The 19,864-nt window shown below is 52.4% G+C and carries 7 protein-coding genes; all 7 read right to left on the reverse strand.

Translation table 11 applies throughout. The annotated features are described in order from the left end of the window. Window positions 1-12: 12 nt before the first annotated feature. Window positions 13-2,748, reverse strand: a complete 2,736-nt coding sequence (locus TRM7615_RS24625) for an ATP-binding domain-containing protein (protein WP_108792631.1) — start codon at window positions 2,746-2,748, stop codon at window positions 13-15. Window positions 2,749-2,961: 213 nt separating this feature from the next. Then, window positions 2,962-5,091: a GmrSD restriction endonuclease domain-containing protein gene (locus tag TRM7615_RS24630; RefSeq protein WP_108792632.1), complete on the reverse strand. Its 2,130-nt coding sequence runs from the start codon at window positions 5,089-5,091 to the stop codon at window positions 2,962-2,964. 75 nt (window positions 5,092-5,166) lie between these two features. Further along, on the reverse strand, window positions 5,167-5,916 hold the full coding sequence (locus tag TRM7615_RS24635) for an HNH endonuclease (protein ID WP_108792633.1): 750 nt from the start codon (window positions 5,914-5,916) through the stop codon (window positions 5,167-5,169). 273 nt (window positions 5,917-6,189) lie between these two features. Then, window positions 6,190-10,572 carry an Eco57I restriction-modification methylase domain-containing protein gene (locus TRM7615_RS24645; protein WP_108792635.1) on the reverse strand — a complete coding sequence of 1,461 codons (4,383 nt, stop codon included), beginning with the start codon at window positions 10,570-10,572 and terminating at the stop codon, window positions 6,190-6,192. 10 nt (window positions 10,573-10,582) lie between these two features. Further along, window positions 10,583-13,381: a DEAD/DEAH box helicase gene (locus TRM7615_RS24650; RefSeq protein WP_235824212.1), complete on the reverse strand. Its 2,799-nt coding sequence runs from the start codon at window positions 13,379-13,381 to the stop codon at window positions 10,583-10,585. A 3-nt stretch (window positions 13,382-13,384) separates the two neighbouring features. Then, window positions 13,385-18,739 carry a DEAD/DEAH box helicase family protein gene (locus tag TRM7615_RS24655; RefSeq protein ID WP_108792636.1) on the reverse strand — a complete coding sequence of 1,785 codons (5,355 nt, stop codon included), beginning with the start codon at window positions 18,737-18,739 and terminating at the stop codon, window positions 13,385-13,387. Further along, window positions 18,684-19,544, reverse strand: a complete 861-nt coding sequence (locus TRM7615_RS24660) for a BrxR family transcriptional regulator (protein WP_108792637.1) — start codon at window positions 19,542-19,544, stop codon at window positions 18,684-18,686. The genes TRM7615_RS24655 and TRM7615_RS24660 overlap by 56 nt, the downstream gene beginning before the upstream one ends. Window positions 19,545-19,864: the final 320 nt, after the last annotated feature.

A 19,864-nucleotide genomic window follows, 5' to 3' on the forward strand; every position in this document is an offset into this window, starting at 1 on the left:
GCCTTTTCCCGGCTACATTGGCCAGTCCTTTTGAAAATGGGGCGCTAGCATCGCCACTTGCCCAGGGATTGATTGTGTAAAGGTGACGCCAAGGTAGTTCGCTGCTCGTGTTGCCCCCACATAAAGAAATTTGGCGAACAAATCGGGATGCTTCGCAATTGTCTCATCTAGCCCGATAAAAAAGACCGCTTCGAATTCCAGGCCTTTGATATGGCGGATATCGAACACTCTGACATCTCTATCGTTGCCCACCACCTTGCCGTCTTTGCACGCGACTGCCGAGAGACTGATCTCTTCCAAGCGGTCGTTCAGCGCCTTAGCTAGGGGCTCTACGTCAGCCTCTTCATTCACAAGAACCGCGATCGTTGTGGACCGCTGTAGCATTCGGTCGATCTCGTGAATACGACTTGTGAGCCAGTCGGAGACCTTATCGTGATCGGCCAGAGCGTCCTGCCATACCGGCGACAAGCCTTCTGCGTCGAGACGATCCGGCAAGATTATGTCTTCGGCTTGTGACCCACCCAGTGATGCAACAGCCTTTGCAAGGTCCACGAGACGTTGGCTTTGCCTATACGACACGGTGATCGACTTCCGTTCGATACCTTTGGTAATCCAGTCCAAGGCTTCATTTGTCTTTAGGCCCCACGATGTCAGGCGTTGATTGATATCTCCGCAGAGGAAGAACGAGCTGGAAGTTGGGTGTGAAATCTCGTGCATAGCAGCAAGTTGAACGCGGGAGAAATCGGTAGCTTCGTCAATCAGAACCTGTGCTCTTTGCATGGCGCGCACGCCACCCAGGAGGCCGCCATCCGGCAGACTGCTTACTGCATGCCTTCGATAGTGCCCTAACAGCTCATTGGCGATTTGCAGTGCGGCGAGAACAACGAGGTCAAGTTCTTTCCAAAAAATATCAAAAGGTTTGGTTGGGGTCGCCTCATACCAGCGTGAAGTTTTTACTCGCTCTGCACGAAACCGCTTATACTTTGGTGCGATGCCCCGAAGGAAAAGGCGTTCAAGTCGCTCAAACTTTCGCAGACGGGTCTGCTCCAACAGCAGTTTCCCCAACTCAGCCAAGTCCTCATCTGATGGAATGCGCTTCTCGCCAAGCCAAGCTAGAAGCATTCCGTCCTGGGACTTTTCCGATACAGTTCGTTTGGCCAGTCGAGCCCTTGCGATCGCCTTGAGCGCACGCTCGAAGCGCACAAGGGCTTGCTGGCGGCTTACTGGACGGCCGGGTTGAGGTTCCTCTGTAGCTTGATCTTCATCATCGAGTGCATCTTCAAAGTCATCTATATCCTCTGCCGGTTGTGGTGCGTTTGACAGCTGACGAGATATCTCCTCTCGGAGAATGTTTGGAAAGTTGCGGTCTTCGTAGACAAGCGCGTTGCGGGCTTTGGCGAGAAGGCGAGAGATGGCTTCACTTCGTTCAGATATTGCTTCTCGAATGTCAGGTACCAGCTCGGTGACATTCCGTAGCGCGTGGGCGTAAATGTCCTTCCGTGGGGTGTCCAAATCTTCGGAGAGTTTTTGGCCAATAGTTGTCAGATCGTCAGCCGGTCTTGCAGCCAACCACTTGGCATCGGCCCTTAGCTCTTCTGAAACCGAAGTATCCAAATATGACCTAAAGTCATCATACCACGAGGCTTCGTCGGCAATTTCATCCTTAAGATAGTCTTGGGCGCGCCGTTCTACGAAAGGGCCGCTCCCGCTACTGGTTCTCAATAGCTTGAATTCATCGCGAGCAATTTCACGCCGGAACTCTTCCCAAGTTCTAATGTGGGTATCGCTCGCAGCCAAGCCTTCGCGTGCAAACGCCTCCTTCACATACTGACGAAGCAATTCGGTCGGGGAAAAAACGACCCAGCTTGTCTCGTGAGGGGTCTTGGTTTCTGCTTCAACTTGCTCGATTAACCGCAGCTCCTGAGGCGACTCTTGGAGAGCCTGTCGGTCGGTTTTCTGCCCCAAACGCCTAATCAGCGTGGTAGTCTTGCCAGTACCCGGAGGGCCTGAGAGGAAGCACTTGGTGTTGATCGGCATCCTAAAAATCTCGTCCTGATGCCGGTCCAAAATAGGCTGATCGCGAAGGCCCATATGCGTGATAATTGCCCGCCTAACGCCTTCTACAACATTTTCATCGGTATCATCGTTCCAGAGCGCTTCGAGGTCCCCTTCTTCGATTTCACCTTCAGGCGTGAGGATTTCGCGTAGCGAACCAACCGTGAAACGACCCAAATCTCTGATATCAATTTCGGTTTCACGAGAGTCCCACCCGCTTGACGTACGCTCTGGTTTAAGAAGTGCGCGACTATCTATCAGGAGGTCCCGCTCTCTCGCCCCGAATTTGAATGATCCCTCATCACCGGCCACCAATGATGCAATCTTCCCGAGATCGCTCCGGTAGCTTGCGATTTTGTAGCCCGGAACAGACCGGGGCGTGGTGCGAGTGATGAAGATTGTCTCCTCTTCATCGTTTTCGTCCAGGAAGTGAACCCGCGCGATGACAGGTTGCTGGATGAGCGCGGCAATAGCCTCAGCTTCACTATCTGATATCGAGCCGATGCTATTTACAGCCTGAGGGCTGTTCAGAGTGTTTATGGTCGTGAAGACCCGTGCGTCGCCCCTTTTATGGGCCGCGCGGGCATTCTCGGCATCGGCCGCGACCTTTTCAATGCAATCAAGAGAATGACGAGCAATGTCTTCGATTACCGCTTCTTTGTTTGTTGTATTCATTGTCACCTCAATTTGCATTTTGGCCTCGTCAGGTGTGAAAACTACAGTTCGCCAACACAAAACGAGACATCGAAATTTAATCTTTGAAACCGTGACGCGATTCCATCGTTAGTCTTGTCACAGATTGGTCACATGGCACTTCCTCAGCATGCCGAGCTTTTGTAGATGATCGCCAAAGCTGAATTTGTCACGTTGCATTCTCCGCTGTTGCTCAAGGCTCTCGATCTTTTCTCAGAAGCGTCCTTTGTTCCATTCATGCTCTTCCGCACGTGAAAGCGGCTGCGATGATCCTTCTTTGCGTACGAAGAACTCCTCCTTACCTTCGGAAATCACGTAAACGGGTTTGTTCGCTCTTGTGACCTCAACATGACAAATCTGTTTGTCGTCATAGGTGGGCCAGTTGAGCTTCCAAAGCTTCATAACGTCCTTACCGAGGAACTTGTCGAAGATATTAGCAATGTGAAGTTGAAAGCCGTCCCGATCTTTCTTTGAAAGTGTGCCGCAGTCGAGTTCGAGGCCAATGGCATTCCCATGGTCATCGACACCAATGAAGAGGCTTCCACCGTCAGAATTCATGAATGCCGCAACTGTCTTGGCGACCACATGCTCGAGCTTCTTGTTCACTTCGCCAGTACGCATGTCGTATCGTAGGGTGGACTTGAACTCTACCAGCTGGCCCTCTCCATCGAGGATCATCTCATGGATGGGGTCGATCTGCGCGGGTGCTTCGGATGGTTCGATGCGCTTCAAGATCTCGGCATAGAGCACTTCTGAGCGATGCTTCAGGAATGCAGTAAAATCGTCTTGCACAACTGAGGCATCATCCAACTCGATGAGATGGCTGCTCAGCGCATGCTTTAATTCTGAATTCTCATCTGCAAAATCTGCTAGATAAACCGAGGGGGCCTTTGCGCCGATCCGCTTCTTGTTCAGTTCGGCGCTGACCAAAGTGATGTTCACAATCGAGTTGGCATAGGGGGTCTCTGCATCGCTGCCATGCTTGCGGACAAATGCTCTCGGAAAGAAATGGTGGTAGTTCTTACTGCTGGCGATTTTGAGATAGGAGTTATCCAGAAGCACCTTACCGTTTGTGTCGAAATCTTTTGGTTCATGATATGCTAGAATGCACAGGATCGACTTGCAGATCGCGTTCCCGGTCGAGAAGTCTGTTTCACGGAGATCTTGAGCTGAATTGATGAAAAGTTTGAACTCGGAGTAAGCTGGCCGCTGGCCTGCTATGATTAGATCAACTTTCTTGATATCAGCCGCCAGCTTGGATTCAGTTGCCGATGAATACCGCAGCGACAAGGAAGAACGCCAGAAGAGCTCTTCCAGATATTTCCGTTGCTGACCGCTGGGTGACTTGCCCGTTTTCAAGAAGAAGTAGGCAAAAGGCACGATGAGAGTGTCGTAGGGCAAAATTTGGGAAACAGGTATCCGCAAAACTGTTCGGAAGTGGTCGATGGTCTTCTCGATCGCAGAGATGACATCATCCCACCTTGCAATGATGTCGGCCTTGTCCAGGCCAAGGATCGTCTTTCGCTTGCACTCCTTCGACTCGCTTATGACGAGGCTCAGGATTTGCAGAAGAACAGAGGGAGAAATGTTTTCGTACTTGCTGTCATTAAGTTTTTTCTGGAACTTCTCCCAGCGGGCCTGCATGTCGAAATCAGCGGCTTCGTCGTAGGTCTTGGCCGACATGATTTCGAAAAGCGTGAGAACCTTTCCCCCCGTATTTATTCGAGTAAAGACCTCAATGGCGGACTCGATATCGTTCTGTCGAAGGGTGACCGTTGAGAACGCATAAGTCTTAAAGGCGCTGGAATAAGCACTGATCTGATTGATTTGAGTTTTCTCAAAACCACGCTGTTCCAGTTCATTGCCCATCTGGTAGTCAAAGTTCAGAACGTCATGCAGGGGTATGAAAACCTCCGCCTCGTCTTTCACGGTGACGATGTCCTTCTCCTTCTCCTCGAGGTTCTCTTCCAGGTTCACGACAATGTCTTTGTAGTCGGTCACCTTTTTTTCGGTGGGTTTTCTGATCTGTGCACCAAGATAGGCAGCGAAGAGGGAGGTTATGCGTTGCTGCCCATCAAGGACGTACTGAACATTGCGCCCAACGGGCGTCTCAGGCAGATCAAAGCCACCAATGTTCTTTATATCGTTGATGCGTTGATCCGTTTCCCAAAGGATGAAGGTCCCGATGGGATACCCTTTGAGGATAGAATCCAGAAGCTTGGCAGTTGCCTTCAAGTCCCAGACGAAATCCCGTTGGAACTTGGGCACCTTGATGATGCCCTTTTTGACGTCCGAGATCAGGTCATCATATGTCTTTGAATCTGGCTTTGGCTGGTTATTCATTCGTCCGTCCGTCTAAATCTTGCGCTTCAATTGATCAGTTGCAAATCGTGCGAGTTTGTCGCTTGGGGCATGCCATCACCCTTCAAACAAGTTGGTGCGATGCCAACTCAGGCGCTTCGCTATTTCGTCATTCAAGCGGGTCAAACGCATCGTCGGCAGTATCCCGGAAGCTAATTGATCCCCGTCTGAGACTTTCGTCGAGATCAGAATGTTCCCACCGTCATCAAAGGACACAAGACCAGCGTCGAAGGCGGCGTCTAGCGTGGCGACCAGAAGCAAACCGTTATGCACGTTCAGGCGCTCTTCGTCGCTTTCACATTTGGCCCAGGGAATGATGTGGCTCGCGCGTAGCAGCGTCGGGTTCCGCACGCCGGTGACAGCGCAGGATTTTTCCCAATAATCCATCAGGGCCGAGCGAAACACATTCTGCCCGATCCGTTCCTTGCGCAGCCGTTCCACCTCGGTGCTGGAAGGCTCCTCTTGAAGCAGACGCTCGAACTCTGCCAGCGGTTCGTTGGGCAGAGAGCGCGCGAGCGCCCAAATGCGGCCGATGATGCGGAATAGATCGCCGGAGCTTGGGGCGATAAAGCAGTCAAAACCCTCATGCGCGACCGGCGCGGGGGCGAGCTCGCTCGACAGTTCGCGGCCGACGCCCCGATGCGAGGTGCCAACAAAGAAGCGCCCTGTATCATCCGTGGTCAAGGCTAGCCGAGCTGTCACCGCATGGCCCTGAAAACACAGCCAACCATCGCTTTCGCCAAGGGGGATCGAGAACCCGTGATCGAGGGCGGATTTTTCCAGTCGGTTGCGTAGGCTCAGGTCCATTCTTTTTAGATCACTTCAAGTGTTTTTTGCGAAGTGCACCGAGTCTTTCTCCGGTAGACAGTTCTACCTTGTCGAAGATATTGACACCCTTCCAACCGGTTAAGCTCTTGGCCCACGCCGTGAATGTCATAGTCTCACCTCGGTATTTTACCTTTCGTGCATCCACAATTGTGGCCCGAGATGCGGGCATGCCAACGAGCTGGACTTCTTGACCAGCGCGCAAAATTCCAAGTGAAAACATTTCCTCTCGTGTCATAACTGCCGTCCTTTCTTCTACATTTTCGATCTTGAATGCCTGTCATAGGCCTCCAGGATCAGTCTCTGTGTTCGGTATTCGCCAAGCTGGCTGACTTCTTTTTCTTTCAGCCCCCGAAATGTCTCAGTGGGGTACGCATGTTCTTTGATCGAATGAGGATCCAACACAAAACTCAATTCCTCTCTTGTCAGGCGATACTTGTGAGCAAAAAACGCGTCGAGTTCCGCTCTAAGAAGCGCGCGTCGTTCTGGATCAAAGTTGAACGGCGCTCGATCACAACCGAGGTCTTCGGCCCAAGGTCGCATAGCCTCGGTAGTGTAGGTTAACTCAGTCATCAGTTTCGTTAGAATTGCTAACTCTTCCTCATTAAATTGATAAGGGGCAATTACCGGAAATTGCTGCACGTAGAAAAAGTTAAGATTTATTCCGCCGACCTTTTGGCGGGCAATGTAATCGAAGGGTATGCTTGATATGCAAGCCATAAGAGCGGCATAGTGCGGGGTCGAAAGATCGCCTGGTACGCCCCAAACTTGGACGCTATTGCCCGTGGCTGTACGCGGAATGATAGTTCCTAAAACAGTTCTTTCGTCGGTAGCACGAGCAATGCCGCGAACCCCCAACAACCAACGCGGCTTCTTTCGATCAATCAGGTCCCCCGTCAGCTCCAGCCATCGACCATCATAGTCTTTGATAAAGGCGAGATCGTCTTGAGCTAACGGCGTATAGCGCTGCATCTCCACGCCACGGGGCGCAGAGGCGCTCAGCCAATTTTGAAGACTTCTGCCCACGACGCTGGTTGATGTCGCTTGCGGGCCCAAGACGTTTGTCAGATGTGCCTGTATATCGCGCAGGGAGGCGATCGGGTTGCGCGGGCTCAAGCCTGGGGTCGACCCCAAGACCCACTCTGCCAGAACCTTAAGGCACGCTTCAGCATCTTCTTTGCGGAATGCCGATTTCAAACGGGTCGGCACACGTGACGCTCGCAGATCAACCTCATCTTCCGGCACCCAATAACGTGGGGTCGGTTCAAAGGTCGGATTCTGCTTTTCTTCAAGGGTCACGTCTCGCGTCGATTGATCCTCATCTTCACCCTCATAGGTCGCCCAGCGATGATCGTAATGGTGGATCATTTTGGCCTCATAGAGGGGCACAAAGCGCCGCCCGTCTGAATGTTCCCAATTCGCGCTACTACGAACAAAGCCTTGCTTTGCAAGGGTATCCTCGCCCGCGAAGAAACCGCTGTCGTTTGACATGTCGAACATGCGTTGAAAGCTGATCCCCCAGGGGTTCTTGTCGCCTTCAGGGCTGTCAGGCTGTTCTTCGATCAGAACGGGCGCTTTGGCATATAGTTTTGCCGTCAGTTCAGCATCGGCGCGCGACCGAAAGACGGGGGCCGTTTTTGTGTTGGGATTGATCGCCGCGATCTGTTCGGGTGTGAGTGTGAAACGACGTTCTTTTTCTTCCAGCATGGACACATCGTGCAAAAAGAAGGCGAAACTAGCGACCTTTGCAGGACCGATGGACAGGATCGAGAATTTGAAACTTCTGTGGACACTCGGGAAGATGCCGTCTCGGTTTTCGAAGTCGTATAGAGCGTTCAAGCGTTTGGTTGCCACCAAATCCCCAAAAAACGCACTGGTGGAGCTGTCCGTGGCAATGCCTGTCGGCACGATCATCCCTGCGCGGCCAGAAGGTGCTTCACGAACCCCGCCTGTATCCGCAATGGCCTGGAGCAGCGAGGTTTGGGGAGCCTTCTGCGACTGCATGTTTCGACGGGCAAGGCGTGAAAAATGCTCGGCGAAAAGCGCATAGGTGTTGACGTCACCGACGCCGGACAAGGGAAACCGGCCCGACTTGCGGACAAAGAAACTGGCGGCTTCTGCCGCACGTTTCGCCGCTTCAAATTCGAGAAAGAGATCGCGTTCAGCTGTGCCGTCCTCAGCCGAAGACAAGGCCTTGATCAGCTTGTCCCTCGCGGCCTTGTTCTTGGCAGTCGCAATCGCCGTATCCCGTGAGGCAAAGAACTCTTGCTCCTGAAGTTTGATACGCTCCCACGGCGGGTTTCCTACGACGGCATCAAAGCCGCCTCGCGCCATGACGGCCGGAAAAGCTAGTGGCCAATGCAGAGCGCTGTTCTGGTCAGAGACGGTATGGGCATTGTCTTGCAGGACATCCGACCGGATTTTGCCGCTTAACGCTTCCCACATTGCACCTGTTGTCGGCACGGGCATGTCCACTAAAGTTCGGGCGGAGGGTTCTTCACCCACCTTGGGTGTGAAAAAGGCCGCCACATACATATCGCAGGCCAATTTCAAGCGCTGCCATTGGTCAGACGCCTCGTACTTGGCAAATGCACGCGCCTTGGCCTTGACCTCCTTCAGCGTATCCTCGGGCATGGCCGCGATTTTCCGCGCGCCATCGATGATCTCAGCCGGGGCCGCGAGAGTTTTGATAAAGCCCGACGCGGCCTTGCCATCACGTTCGTCCTTGTTGAGGCGTTCATAGGCTTTGGCCACTTCTTTGTCGTCGCCGGACATCGCCTTATACGCATCGTCCGGGATACCGGCCTTCAGCATCTCGTAGTCGAAGATCCCGATCAGGCTGTCTCCGCATTGGATGCGGGCGTCGAGGAAGGATAGCGGCTTGCCTGGTTCCAGCGCTTCGATCCACAAGGCCACCTTGCAGAGCTCAACTGCCATTGGGTTCCTGTCGGACCCGTATATGCAATTCCCGACGACCTCACGCAGGGCATGTTGGAAGACTTCTTGTGAAATGGCTCCGGGCATCCGATGACGAGCGATGCGGGCTGCGGCGCGACGAGCGGCTCCGAGAAGAAAGTGACCAGACCCACATGCCGGGTCGATCATCGAAAGCTTAAGTATTTCGGAGACGGGATCGTTTGGATTTCGTGCCTCCGCTGCATCCAGCACGGGATCCAGCGTGGTATCCAGAAGAAGTTTCACCAAAGAATCTGGTGTGTAGTAGGAGCCTGACACCTTGCGGGCGTTGCCCTTGGTCGCATCGCCTTCCGCAAAGGTGAAATCTCTCGCCTCGAGGTTCAGCTCTGGTGTGAGTTCCAGCAGGCTTTCGTAGACTGACCCCAGTTCTTCCGTTTCCATGTCACGCCAATTCACCTTGGTCATGGATTGACCCTCAGGACGGAACCAAGCCACCCGCCAGATCGCTTTTAAGAAGCGTTTGTTGTCGATCTTGCAGTTGCCGAGATGTTCGAGTTTGTCTGGGTCAAAGAGCCCGCCAAGAGCAACCAGCCCAAGAGCAGGCTGTCCGTCCGAAAGTGCTATGAAGAGGGATTTCATCCCCTCCCAAGCATCAATATTTTTGTCGAGAGAGGCGTTGCGAACGCAGCGTTCTCGGAGGCGGTGCAATGAATACCCTCCAAGATAGGCCTTTCGGGCGGCGTCGCTCGTATTTGGGGCATGCAAGAGGTCGCGGTCTTCTGCCGCGAATAGGAAGATGATGCGGTAAACCAGCCGCAATAGTTCTTCATAGTAGGCTTGGCGTCTTAACTCGCCTGACTGCAGCTGGTCTCGCAGCTCCGAGTTGAAGGGATGTTGGATAAATCCTCGCCCCAGTTCAATCAGTGCAGCTTCCACGCCCAAGCGCAGATTGTCTTTTGCAGCTGCACCATCGAGACGGCTCCGCTCTTTCCAACGCTCCAGCGGGCAGTCGGACGGACTAGTGCCTTCAACGCCAAATCGGGAAGCGTGAAGGATAAGCCATGCTGCGGAAAAGTCGGGAAAAAGTCCTTCTGTGAAGATCTTCTCGAAGTTCACTTCAATCCAGGCCGGTCGTGTGAGACTTGCATTGTCCCGCATGATACGCAGCACGCCACCATCACAGGTGATACCCCATAAAGCATCTTCATCGGCGTTCAGGTATTCCTGCAAGAGCTGGGTCGATGACCTTTTGCGGGTGTCATCTCCAAACTGAGAAAGAGCTTCATCTATGCCTGGCTTTCTGCTGTCAGCGGGAGAAGAAGGAGCGATGATGACAGGTATACGCCCATTTGCTGCAGAAAAATTAACAGGAAATGTTCGGTCAGTAATCTGTTTGCCAGCCGACTTTGTGAGGGTTTTGAAGCCGAAGCATTCTGAGAGCAGGCTTTGCACGAAGCCAATAGGAGCAGACGCATTCGCCCCTTTTCCAGCCTCATAGCTTTCCCAGTGAGCATGGGCGATCTGATAAAAGCGAGCGATTTCATCCCGAAGCTTCAGGCCTTTGGGGATATCGTAGCTTTCATCACTTTGTTCGGCTGCATCACCAGCTGCAATTTGGGCGATTATATCTGTTGGTAGAAGACCGCCAACAACTTCAATTGCCGCAAAATCTAGGCGAGCAGAGCGGCGGGATTGTCTACGTCTTTTTGTAATTCTGGCCATGGTCTTACCCTTACAATCCCGGCATCAGCACATAGAAACCAATCACATCAACTGGTGTGATGGCGCTGACTTTTACCTGTCCTTTTGACCCTAGTGCCTGACGCACTCGAACATGGTCGCCGGCCAAAACTTCTGACCGCTCATGCGCAAACTGGGTCAGAGCTGGCTGAAGAGCCTCCAGAGAATTCAACGCCCGTTCAATCTGGTTTTGGCGGGTGCTTTTGTCGAGGTTCTGACCGTCCTGATCGAGCAGTGCAAAGGCATCTTCGTCCCACTTCATTGGAAGCTTGGAGAAAGCGCTGAAGGCGATAGCAGCGGACTCTTCTGCCATGGCAAATTTGGGCCCTAGCTTGCCCCTGGAGTCGATGCGATGACGCACTCTTAGAAGAGCAAGCCAGGTAACCTCATCAACTGCATCCGTTTCCCAAGCCCCCAAACGTGGCAAGGTGGACAGGGCATCTTCGTCGGCAAACTCATCTAGAGCTTGCTCAAGGAAGTTTTCAGCCAGAACAGACGGCAAGGCATGTGCACGGTGAACAGAAATCGTGCCACTTGGAGGGCGAGCAGAGAACCCGACCTTGAGGGGCTTGATATCTGCATCATCTATCAAGCTTTCAGCAATAAACCGCTCCTTGATGTGGTCTGGAACCAGGTGAAGAGCGACCTTGTAGGCACCAGATTTTAGGGGCTCCAAGGGTTGTCCAAGACGTTTCATGGCTTGGAACACAAAACGTTCAGTATCCGCGTAACCACCAAGAGCCGTTTGGGTCGCCTCCCATTCCACGGCAACTTCTTCAGGTTTCAAAGAATTCTGAGCAAAAATGGTGCGGGTCTTCTTTTCCTGCTCGGAGGCATTGATCCATGCCATTTCAATCTGGCGAGCTTCTTCCGAGTCTGAAAAGTCGAGATCAAGGGTCATCTGTTCCTGACCTCTTGCCCGCAGCATCACGGTAGACATGAGGGCTTTGGTCAACGAGCCTTGGTCATCAGGCATCGGAACCCGAACACCTGTCTGCTTAGCAATAGCTTCCGCTTTGCGGATGATCACTTCGAGAACAGCACCATCGACTGGGTTGTTCTCACCATACATTAGCACAGAGCGAACAATCGGCGCTTTCTGACCAAAACGGTCGATACGGCCTTCTCGCTGTTGATGACGGGTCGGGTTCCATGAGAGGTCATAATGAATGACCGCATCGAACCAGGCTTGAAGGTTGATACCTTCAGACAAGCAGTCGGTCGCAACAAGAATTCGGTTTTCGTGACCACCGAGTTCTTCAACTCGGATTTCACGTTCCTCTGACGGCATAGCCCCCGTGACAACTTCAACCACATGCTTAGACGCGAACTTTTGAAGTGCTGCCCCAATTTGCTCGGCGGTTGCGATGTAGCGGCAGAAGATAACAGGCGAATGCCCCTTCTTGAGCATATCCTCCAAGGCTTTGATGAGCGCCTTGAACTTGGGATCCTTTTCGACCTCTGCAGAGAGCTTGTCTGCTGTGGCAATGAGTGAACTGAGGTTTTCATCTTCGATGCCAACACCAGGTTCAAGATCGTTTTCAGAAAGCTCTTCATCATCTAGGGTTTGAGCTGAAAGTTCGCTTTCCGAGATGGCACTAGGATCCAGTTGGGCACGTGTCTTGAGCGCACGTGCAGCGGCAGCTGGACTGGACCCCACACAGCGCATCAAAGCGAGTGTGCCCCAGAAAGCGAGACGTTTCTTGGTCTCACCTTCAACGGACTCAATGACTTCCGCACAGTAATCGAGGATTTTTCCGTAGAATTCTTCATATTCGCCAGTCAGCCGATAGGGGAAGTTCGAGGTCTCATGCGTTGGAAAGAGACCAGGTTCTTTCCATGCATCAATGTCACGACGACGACGCTGGATAAAATGTCCTGCAAGCCTTTCCCTCAGCTGGCGCTGTCGTTCACCTCCTGCATCCTGAAGTGCTGCGAATTCTTTATCCAAAAGCCCCAGGAGATTGTGAAAGGCTGTCTCATCACCCGAATGTGGAGTTGCGGTAAGAAGCAATATGTTGCGTTCAGGATCGTCTGCAAGTGAACGGACAAGCTCATAGCGTCTTTGCCGTCCTTTGCCTGCACTGACCGCGGAGTGGGCCTCATCAACGACTACCATGTTGGGACATGCTCTCTTAAAGTCGAAAAAGCGGCGTTCACTCTTGATGAAGTCCATCGAAACCACGGTGAAGGGGTAGGCTTCGAAAATGGAGACGGTGTTGGGCAGGTTACGTTCAAGCCTGGCCGCTTCAGATGCGGTCACGGGTGTTGCCGGAATAGAGAACTTACTTTCAAGTTCACTTGTCCACTGCTCGACAAGATGGGGTGGGCAAAGCACGGTGAAGCGGTCGATTTCACCACGGTCGAGCATTTCCCTCAGAATGAGACCAGCTTCGATTGTCTTACCGATACCCACGTCATCAGCGATGAGGAGACGGATTACGTCCTGTCGAAGCGCCATCATCAAGGGAGCAAGCTGATAGGCTCTCGGTTCAAAGTTAATGCGACCAGCAGCACGGAAAGGGCCTGCACCACGGCGCAAGGACAGTCTGAGGGCATCCCTGAGTAACTGGGCGGCATCACGTCCACCCAATTTATCGGTCAGCGAAGGGGGGGCAAAGCTGGCGTAGGTTACAGGATCCGCTTCCAGCTCAGGAATGATCGTTTCAAGGTCGGCTTCAGAGCCGGAAAGTGGACGCAAAGTCAAAGCGTTCGAGCTATCGACAACAACCCATTCACGTCCACGAGCTCTTACCAATTCGCCAGGAGAAAACTGTTCTGCAATACCCATGGTTTACTCCTTCAAGGCGGATTTCAAGTCGTTGAAGACCTGTTTTTTTTGGTCAGGTGATATGGGAAGGATAAAAAGCCTTACGCCCTTTGCATCCAAAGCCGAGCGCAATTCCTCGCTCACCCGCTCGTCCTCAACCGCAACAATGCGTTTCTTTCGCCAGAAAAGTGGGATCTCGACACCAGCGATTACCAAAGGATTTGGCTCAGGAGGCGGCAGTTCTCCTGCATCAACATCTGCTCCAGAAGAATGAGCAGGGGATGATACTGATCCTGACCCGTTTGCAGTTGTCACTGGTGCAGGGTCTTTTCTGGTTTCTTCCGGTGCAGAGGTCGTGCTGTAGGCCAGTCTCAGCAGCATCCTTTGCATTTCCTCATCACGTCGCTCGATATGCTCGTGGTCAGGTTGATTAAAATAGGACAGTACACATCGGTAGCAGCCAGCCACGCAGTCCACACCAGTCTTCTGAACAAGCTTATCAGGATCACTATGTGGCGTGCTGAAGGATGAAGGCTCAAAATGCATGATTTCGAGTGCTTTTCGAGCAACCAGTGCGATGCTGTCTTTTTCAGACACCATCTGTCCGAGAGCCCCAGCACCACCTTCGGCGGCTTCATAAAACAAAAGCGCACGGCGTTCTGAACGGGAAGGCGTTGGCTCTACGAGGATCTCGCCTTCTTCAAGCTGGAATACAGCTTCGATACCACGAGCCAATGCATGCTGAAGTGTGGTGAGTGTCTTATCAGCTTCCTTCCCAAGATCGGAGAGCCACTCATCATCAAACCTGATGAGAAGTGCATTCTTACGGTCTTCTACCGTCGGCACGATGAGCTGTTTGAGTTGATCTGGGCGTTCTTCTTCACTGCCATCATCTTTGGGTTTGCCGACCCATACGCCAGTTTTTGGGTTGATATAGAAGCCAATCTCTGACTTGTCGGCTCGACGCCGCAAGCCCTTATTGATCCGGCTGATATAGGCAGCTTGAGCGTAGTCGATTTGGATGATGTCGCCATCATCATCTCTGACTTTCATCGAAGCCGTGTAACTGGACGCATCAAAAGCGAATGTCGTCTGAATCTCAAAGCCTTGACGCTTACGCTCTTCGTCATTTGATGTGATCCGTTCAGCGGGGCGTGTGCCAACATTCTCAATACGGTAGAGATTGGTCAGCGGAACAGATTTACTGAGTGCTGTGTTACACACATGGCAACGTTCCGGATGCTCACCATCATGGCTTGCTCCACAGGAGGGGCAGAGGGCACGTGATTTGGTACTCAGATAGCCATCATCTCGGTCACCAGCCTCCTTGAGAAGGGCGCGGTCAACACGGAAGGCACGTCCTTCATGATAAACGAGGCTTTGAGGTCCGAATTCTGAAATCGCAAGGAACCTGGCACGCTGGATGTAACGCTGGTTCTTGCCATCATTTCCACCCTGCACGTAAGCCATCAAAGGTAAGCGTGGGAAGTTATATCCGGGAAGGAAACCTTCTGTCGCCAGATACCTGTAGATGTAGAAGTCATTATCCCTGTTCGACTGGTTAGACAAAAGGATAGACCGCTGGAACTCGCCCATGCGGCGGCGATCTTCTGCAGCTTTCCGCTCTGGGGGGGAAATCGTGTAATCTTTCAAGGTTCGCTCAGCCAAATCGATAGAACGCTCAGCAGCCTTCAAGAGATCTCGCCAGCGTTCGAAGGTATCATTGAAGCGACCGGGAGCCTTCGAGGTGATATCCGCGGTAACAAACTCCTTAGACTTGAACCAGCGTGGGTTGTCGCCGCTGTAGTCTTTTTCCAGAGCTGTCAAAACAGCTGTGATAAGTGGTTTTGCACGGTCAGCGGTGTGTGGGGCAGCAGCCACATCCCGGATTTCTGGCAGGAGTGCTTTTTCTGGGTCAGAGAGGTCAAGGTTAGCTTTGATGTTCTTGTCCAACTCGATGTTGTCATCCTTCAGCTCCATACCCAGTGAGGCAAGCCACTCAGCGTTGAGATGGCTCTCAACCAAGTCACGGTTTTTGAGATCGATGGAAGGTGGGACCACAATGCCATCAACAAGATCGGTCTTTCGGTCGAAGAAATACTGATCGTGCGGACTTTGAGCGGCGCAATAGGTCAAGATCAACGCAGCCTGTCCACTACGGCCAGCACGACCACTGCGTTGTGCGTAGTTGGCGGCTGTAGGGGGAGCATTGCGTAGATAGACCACATTCATGGCGGAAATATCGACACCAAGTTCCATTGTTGGGGAGCAGAAAAGCGTCGGAAGAAACCGACTGTCTTCCTTGAAGTTTTTCAGGCTTTCCTCTGCCTCTTGGAGGGCTTTCTGGTCTTCCATTCCGTAGCGGAAGCGCATCTCCCGCAACTCTCTAAGGTCCCCTTCAACTTGGGCGGTGTGCTCGCGCCCCTCAAAACCGAAGAGAGTCTGTCCACCTCGGTCGAGCATTTCAGAGACCATCTGATAAACGCCGACAAAGTAGGTATTTGTCAGTTCGGCATCAGCAAGCGTTTCATCGAGAGCAAAGCGGACGGTAGACCCAGCGAGCCGCCAACCCATCCCGAATGGGCCAGCTTCTTTGATGACCGACCCATAGTTCTCAGATGCTTTCAGCAGCCCTTCAAGAACTTCAGGAACCTCTTTCAACTCGATGCGAAGCCCAGAAAAAGTCAGGTCCCGCATCTTGCGTCCGATGGCGCTGGTAGGACTTCCACGAAGGAGCCGGTCTTCATCCTTATTCTTCATTTCCTTTCTCTTCGGCGGCTCGGTCATGAAGATTGTGGAGGTCACCATGCGGTCATCATCGACGTTCCACGGTGACTTGATGAGGTTGTGGTTTTTGCCGACCAGTTCTTCGAGCTTAAGTCTGTTGAGAGCGGCACAATCAACAGCAAGACCTTTGCGCATATGGTCGTAAAGTGCCTTGAGAGCCTCTCTACGTTCCTCTGTGCTGGCATTATTGAGGATGGGCGAGCTTCGGAATTCATCAGCATCAGCTGAAATATCATCCAGATATTTGTAACGTGCTGAGAGCAGCCCAAGCTGTTCAAGGTTAGGGTTCGTGTAGCGCCAACCTCTACGCTGATCGATCCAGAAAAGATGCTGTAAGTTCTGCCGCAAGATTGCTTCAGCCTCGTTGCGACGTTCACCCTTAACTCCGGTGTTCAGTAGCCATTCGGGCGAACGTTGGGCATAATCTGGTGAAGCAAGGAAACCGAGCGCTTTTTGGACCTCTTGACCAATATTTGCTTCATCGAGCGAGCCATCTGGCGCTGAACGCAGGGCGCTAATGATCGCCCCCCTAAGCATAGTGACAAACACGAAATCGTTGAAGTGACCTGCCTGTAGGGCAGCATCCTGGCGATTGTCCGTGAATGCGAGTAGCTTGCGCGAGTAATCGTCAATCGTGGACGCTGGCGAATTCATCCAGCGCAACACGGTAGACAGCAAGATGGTCGTGGCAGAGCTTCTGCTCTCGGCACTTAGGGATGCCAGTTTGTTGATGTCTCGTGCTGTAGAGGTGCTGACATCCCGACAGGAGGGGCAGAAACGATATTTTCCAGGCAGGAACCAAGCTTGCCGTGATCCGGAATGAGCGGTCCCGTCTGGCAGAACAGAAAACTGTTGTGCCCGCTTCTTGCGATAGGTGGCTTTCAGGCGCTTTTCGCCATTTGGCTTCTCATCAAGCCATGCGTCTGGGTAGTCCTCGTCTTTTCCGGAAAAACTGAAGTCTGAACTTGTGGGTTCAGGCATTAGGAAACCCCAATCTGCCCCATCATCATCTTCATCGCCTTCTACAGGGATATCGTCGATTTCTCGCTTCTCGAAGACATCCGTACCGTCATGGCTGCGAAGTGTTACCGGATGGAACTCTTGGCCGCAGTTCCGGCAGAAATGGGTGGGGTAGAGCCGTTCAGCGTCATTATTCGGGTTGAAGAGCTGCCCGCTGAAGGTCACATCCCGCTCACCCTCAGGGCGCAGGGTCATATAGAGCCTGCCTGCACCCGCTACGAACTGGTGCAGTTTAAACGCAAAAAGTGGGGAGTATTCCTTACTACCCTCAACTCGGTCTTTTTCCGGAACAGAATATCCGATGAGTGCTTCACGAAGGGCTTGAGCACAGAGTTCTACATCCAGTCCACAATCAGCGGAAAGGGTCTCAGCCGCTTCTTCCAGTGAGATTGGCTTTGCTCTTTCAGGCTTGGTTTCAACATTTTTGAGCCCAACCCGGGTCTCGACCCAGATAGCCAGAGGATCATCGAAGAAATCAGAATTCTTGAGACCTTGGGCTACATTACCCTTGGAGGCAGCGAGAACGGCATCTGAAAGCCCACTTAATCCTTTAACTCCAATTTTTACTGGGTTCGTCACTCGTTTGAGGGTTTCTGTTACAATGGCATCTGGGCCGATATCAGCTCCAAAAATCTGACTGGCAATGCGTGCGACTGCTTCGTTCTTTTCGTGTTGGGCACCTTCTGACGCCATAGTTGCCGATGTGCCAATGCACAGTGGGGGATTCTTGGGGGCGCCAATGCGAGAGCGCAGACGGCGCATGAGCATGGCAACGTCAGCACCCTGCCTCCCCCGATAGGTATGAAGTTCGTCCAGAACGATGAACTGCAAGCCTTCGCAGTTTTGCAGTACCTTGCGATCCAAGTCACTCTGACGTGTCATCAGAAGCTCAAGCATCATGAAGTTGGTGAGCAAAATATCTGGCGGATTGGCCTTGATGAGTTGCCTGTCTTCGTTGCTTTCTTGGCCCGTGTAACGCGCGTAGGTGACAAGGCCGCCAGTTGCAGATCCAAGGTAGCCTTCGAGTTCTTTTGCTTGGCTATTCGCCAATGCGTTCATTGGATAGATGACAATAGCACGTGTTTTCGCGCCTCCACCCGCTTTCTTGGCGCGAATGACGGCGTCTATGATTGGAATGAAGAAACACAGAGACTTGCCAGACCCTGTGCCGGTTGTGACGACGTAGCTTTGGCGTTCTTTTGCGAAGCTGATAGCTTGTTCTTGGTGCTTACGGAGCTTTAGGCTTGGGTCGGCCTGATCCGTTGGGCCCCACTTATCGTGGAACACGTCAGAGCATTCTGGCTCAAGCATACCTCCATTGATGAAATCAAGGACAGACCCGCCTGATGCATAGTGTGGATTGATCTGCAGAAGCGGTTCGGGCCAAAATCGATTGTCGTCATATAAAGCGTCTACCTTCGAAGAAATTTCCGGTGACCTGATCTTCGTAAAGGACCTTGAAAATGCCTTGTATTGATCGATAACAAATCGATCTAGATTGAATACGTCCATATTCCTATACTTCCGCTCTCGCCAGTGAATCTCTGTTTTGGAGAATAATTTGCTGCTCATTGGGGGATCTTGAATTCGGATCCACGTCCAGGCCTAGCCGCTTCAGGTTGTAAAATAGAAGGCATCTACGCACTTGTATTTCTGCTATGCCGTCCTGCATTGCGTAGTCGAGTTCAACTATTCTCCGTTGGTTTTCGGATAGGCCAGGGTGAGGCGCGATTTTGAGCGTTATTGTTTGGTGCCAGTCTTCATCTGTACCGGCATCGACATCTGATTGTTCCCCCAATGTGCTCTTCAGTATGCGTCCGAGAACAAAGTCTTTGAAAACTTGGTCTTTTGAGCAAAGCGCTCTCGCATGCCAACGAAATCCGTCATGTGCGAGGGCATGAGGAATGATAACGCGATCTTCTGGATCGGGGGACGACATCGACTGATAGCTTATTTGCAGCTCTTTGCCCTGTTCACAGGCTAATAAGACGTTGCGAAGCGTTAGCGCGCTAAGTCCGCGCCCAGGCACAGTGGTTGCCAGAATGTCCGGCTGATAGACAATCCAGTCTGCAGTGGGGGCTGAACCGCCCCGTGAGATCGACAGGAGATCATCAAGATACTCTGACGGATCAAGCGCAGTGTAGTGTTCTTCGAACTTCGGGCCCAGAACGTAGGTCTTGGCCGTTTTATCGTAGATGATGTGTTCGGGATGATCATTGATGTAGCTATTGAGGTCTTTCGAAGCTTGAGCCCGACTAAGGCCCATAACGTCCATCAGATCCGCAAGGCCGACACGTCCACGCCAAAAGACCCTGTGCTCAATGAATGCACGGCGATCCTGCTGCCATCGTGAAAGACTATTCGATTCGCTTGTCATAGCTTAAGTCTAGTTCAACCTAGAGGATGGGTCTACATTTAAGAACCATATACTCAGCGGACCGTCTGCGATATCTTGTAATTCTGTCAGCGGGTTGTGGGACTGCTTTGGCTTTGTATCGCGCGCGGCCTGGGAAGTATCGCATGGTTTCAGAAGAACCCGCGCTTTAGCGCGCGGGCAACGTTTCCCGGCAGACTGAACCGAGGTTCAACGGGCCGATGGCCCGCTCACCCCGATCCAGACATCATTCTTTTTGTTTGGTCCGCCCAACATCCCTGACCGTGGCGGTCAACCTTGGGCCATCCCCAAAATAAGCCACC

Origin of the sequence: Falsiruegeria mediterranea M17 (assembly GCF_900302455.1) — a bacterium.
GTDB lineage: Bacteria > Pseudomonadota > Alphaproteobacteria > Rhodobacterales > Rhodobacteraceae > Falsiruegeria > Falsiruegeria mediterranea.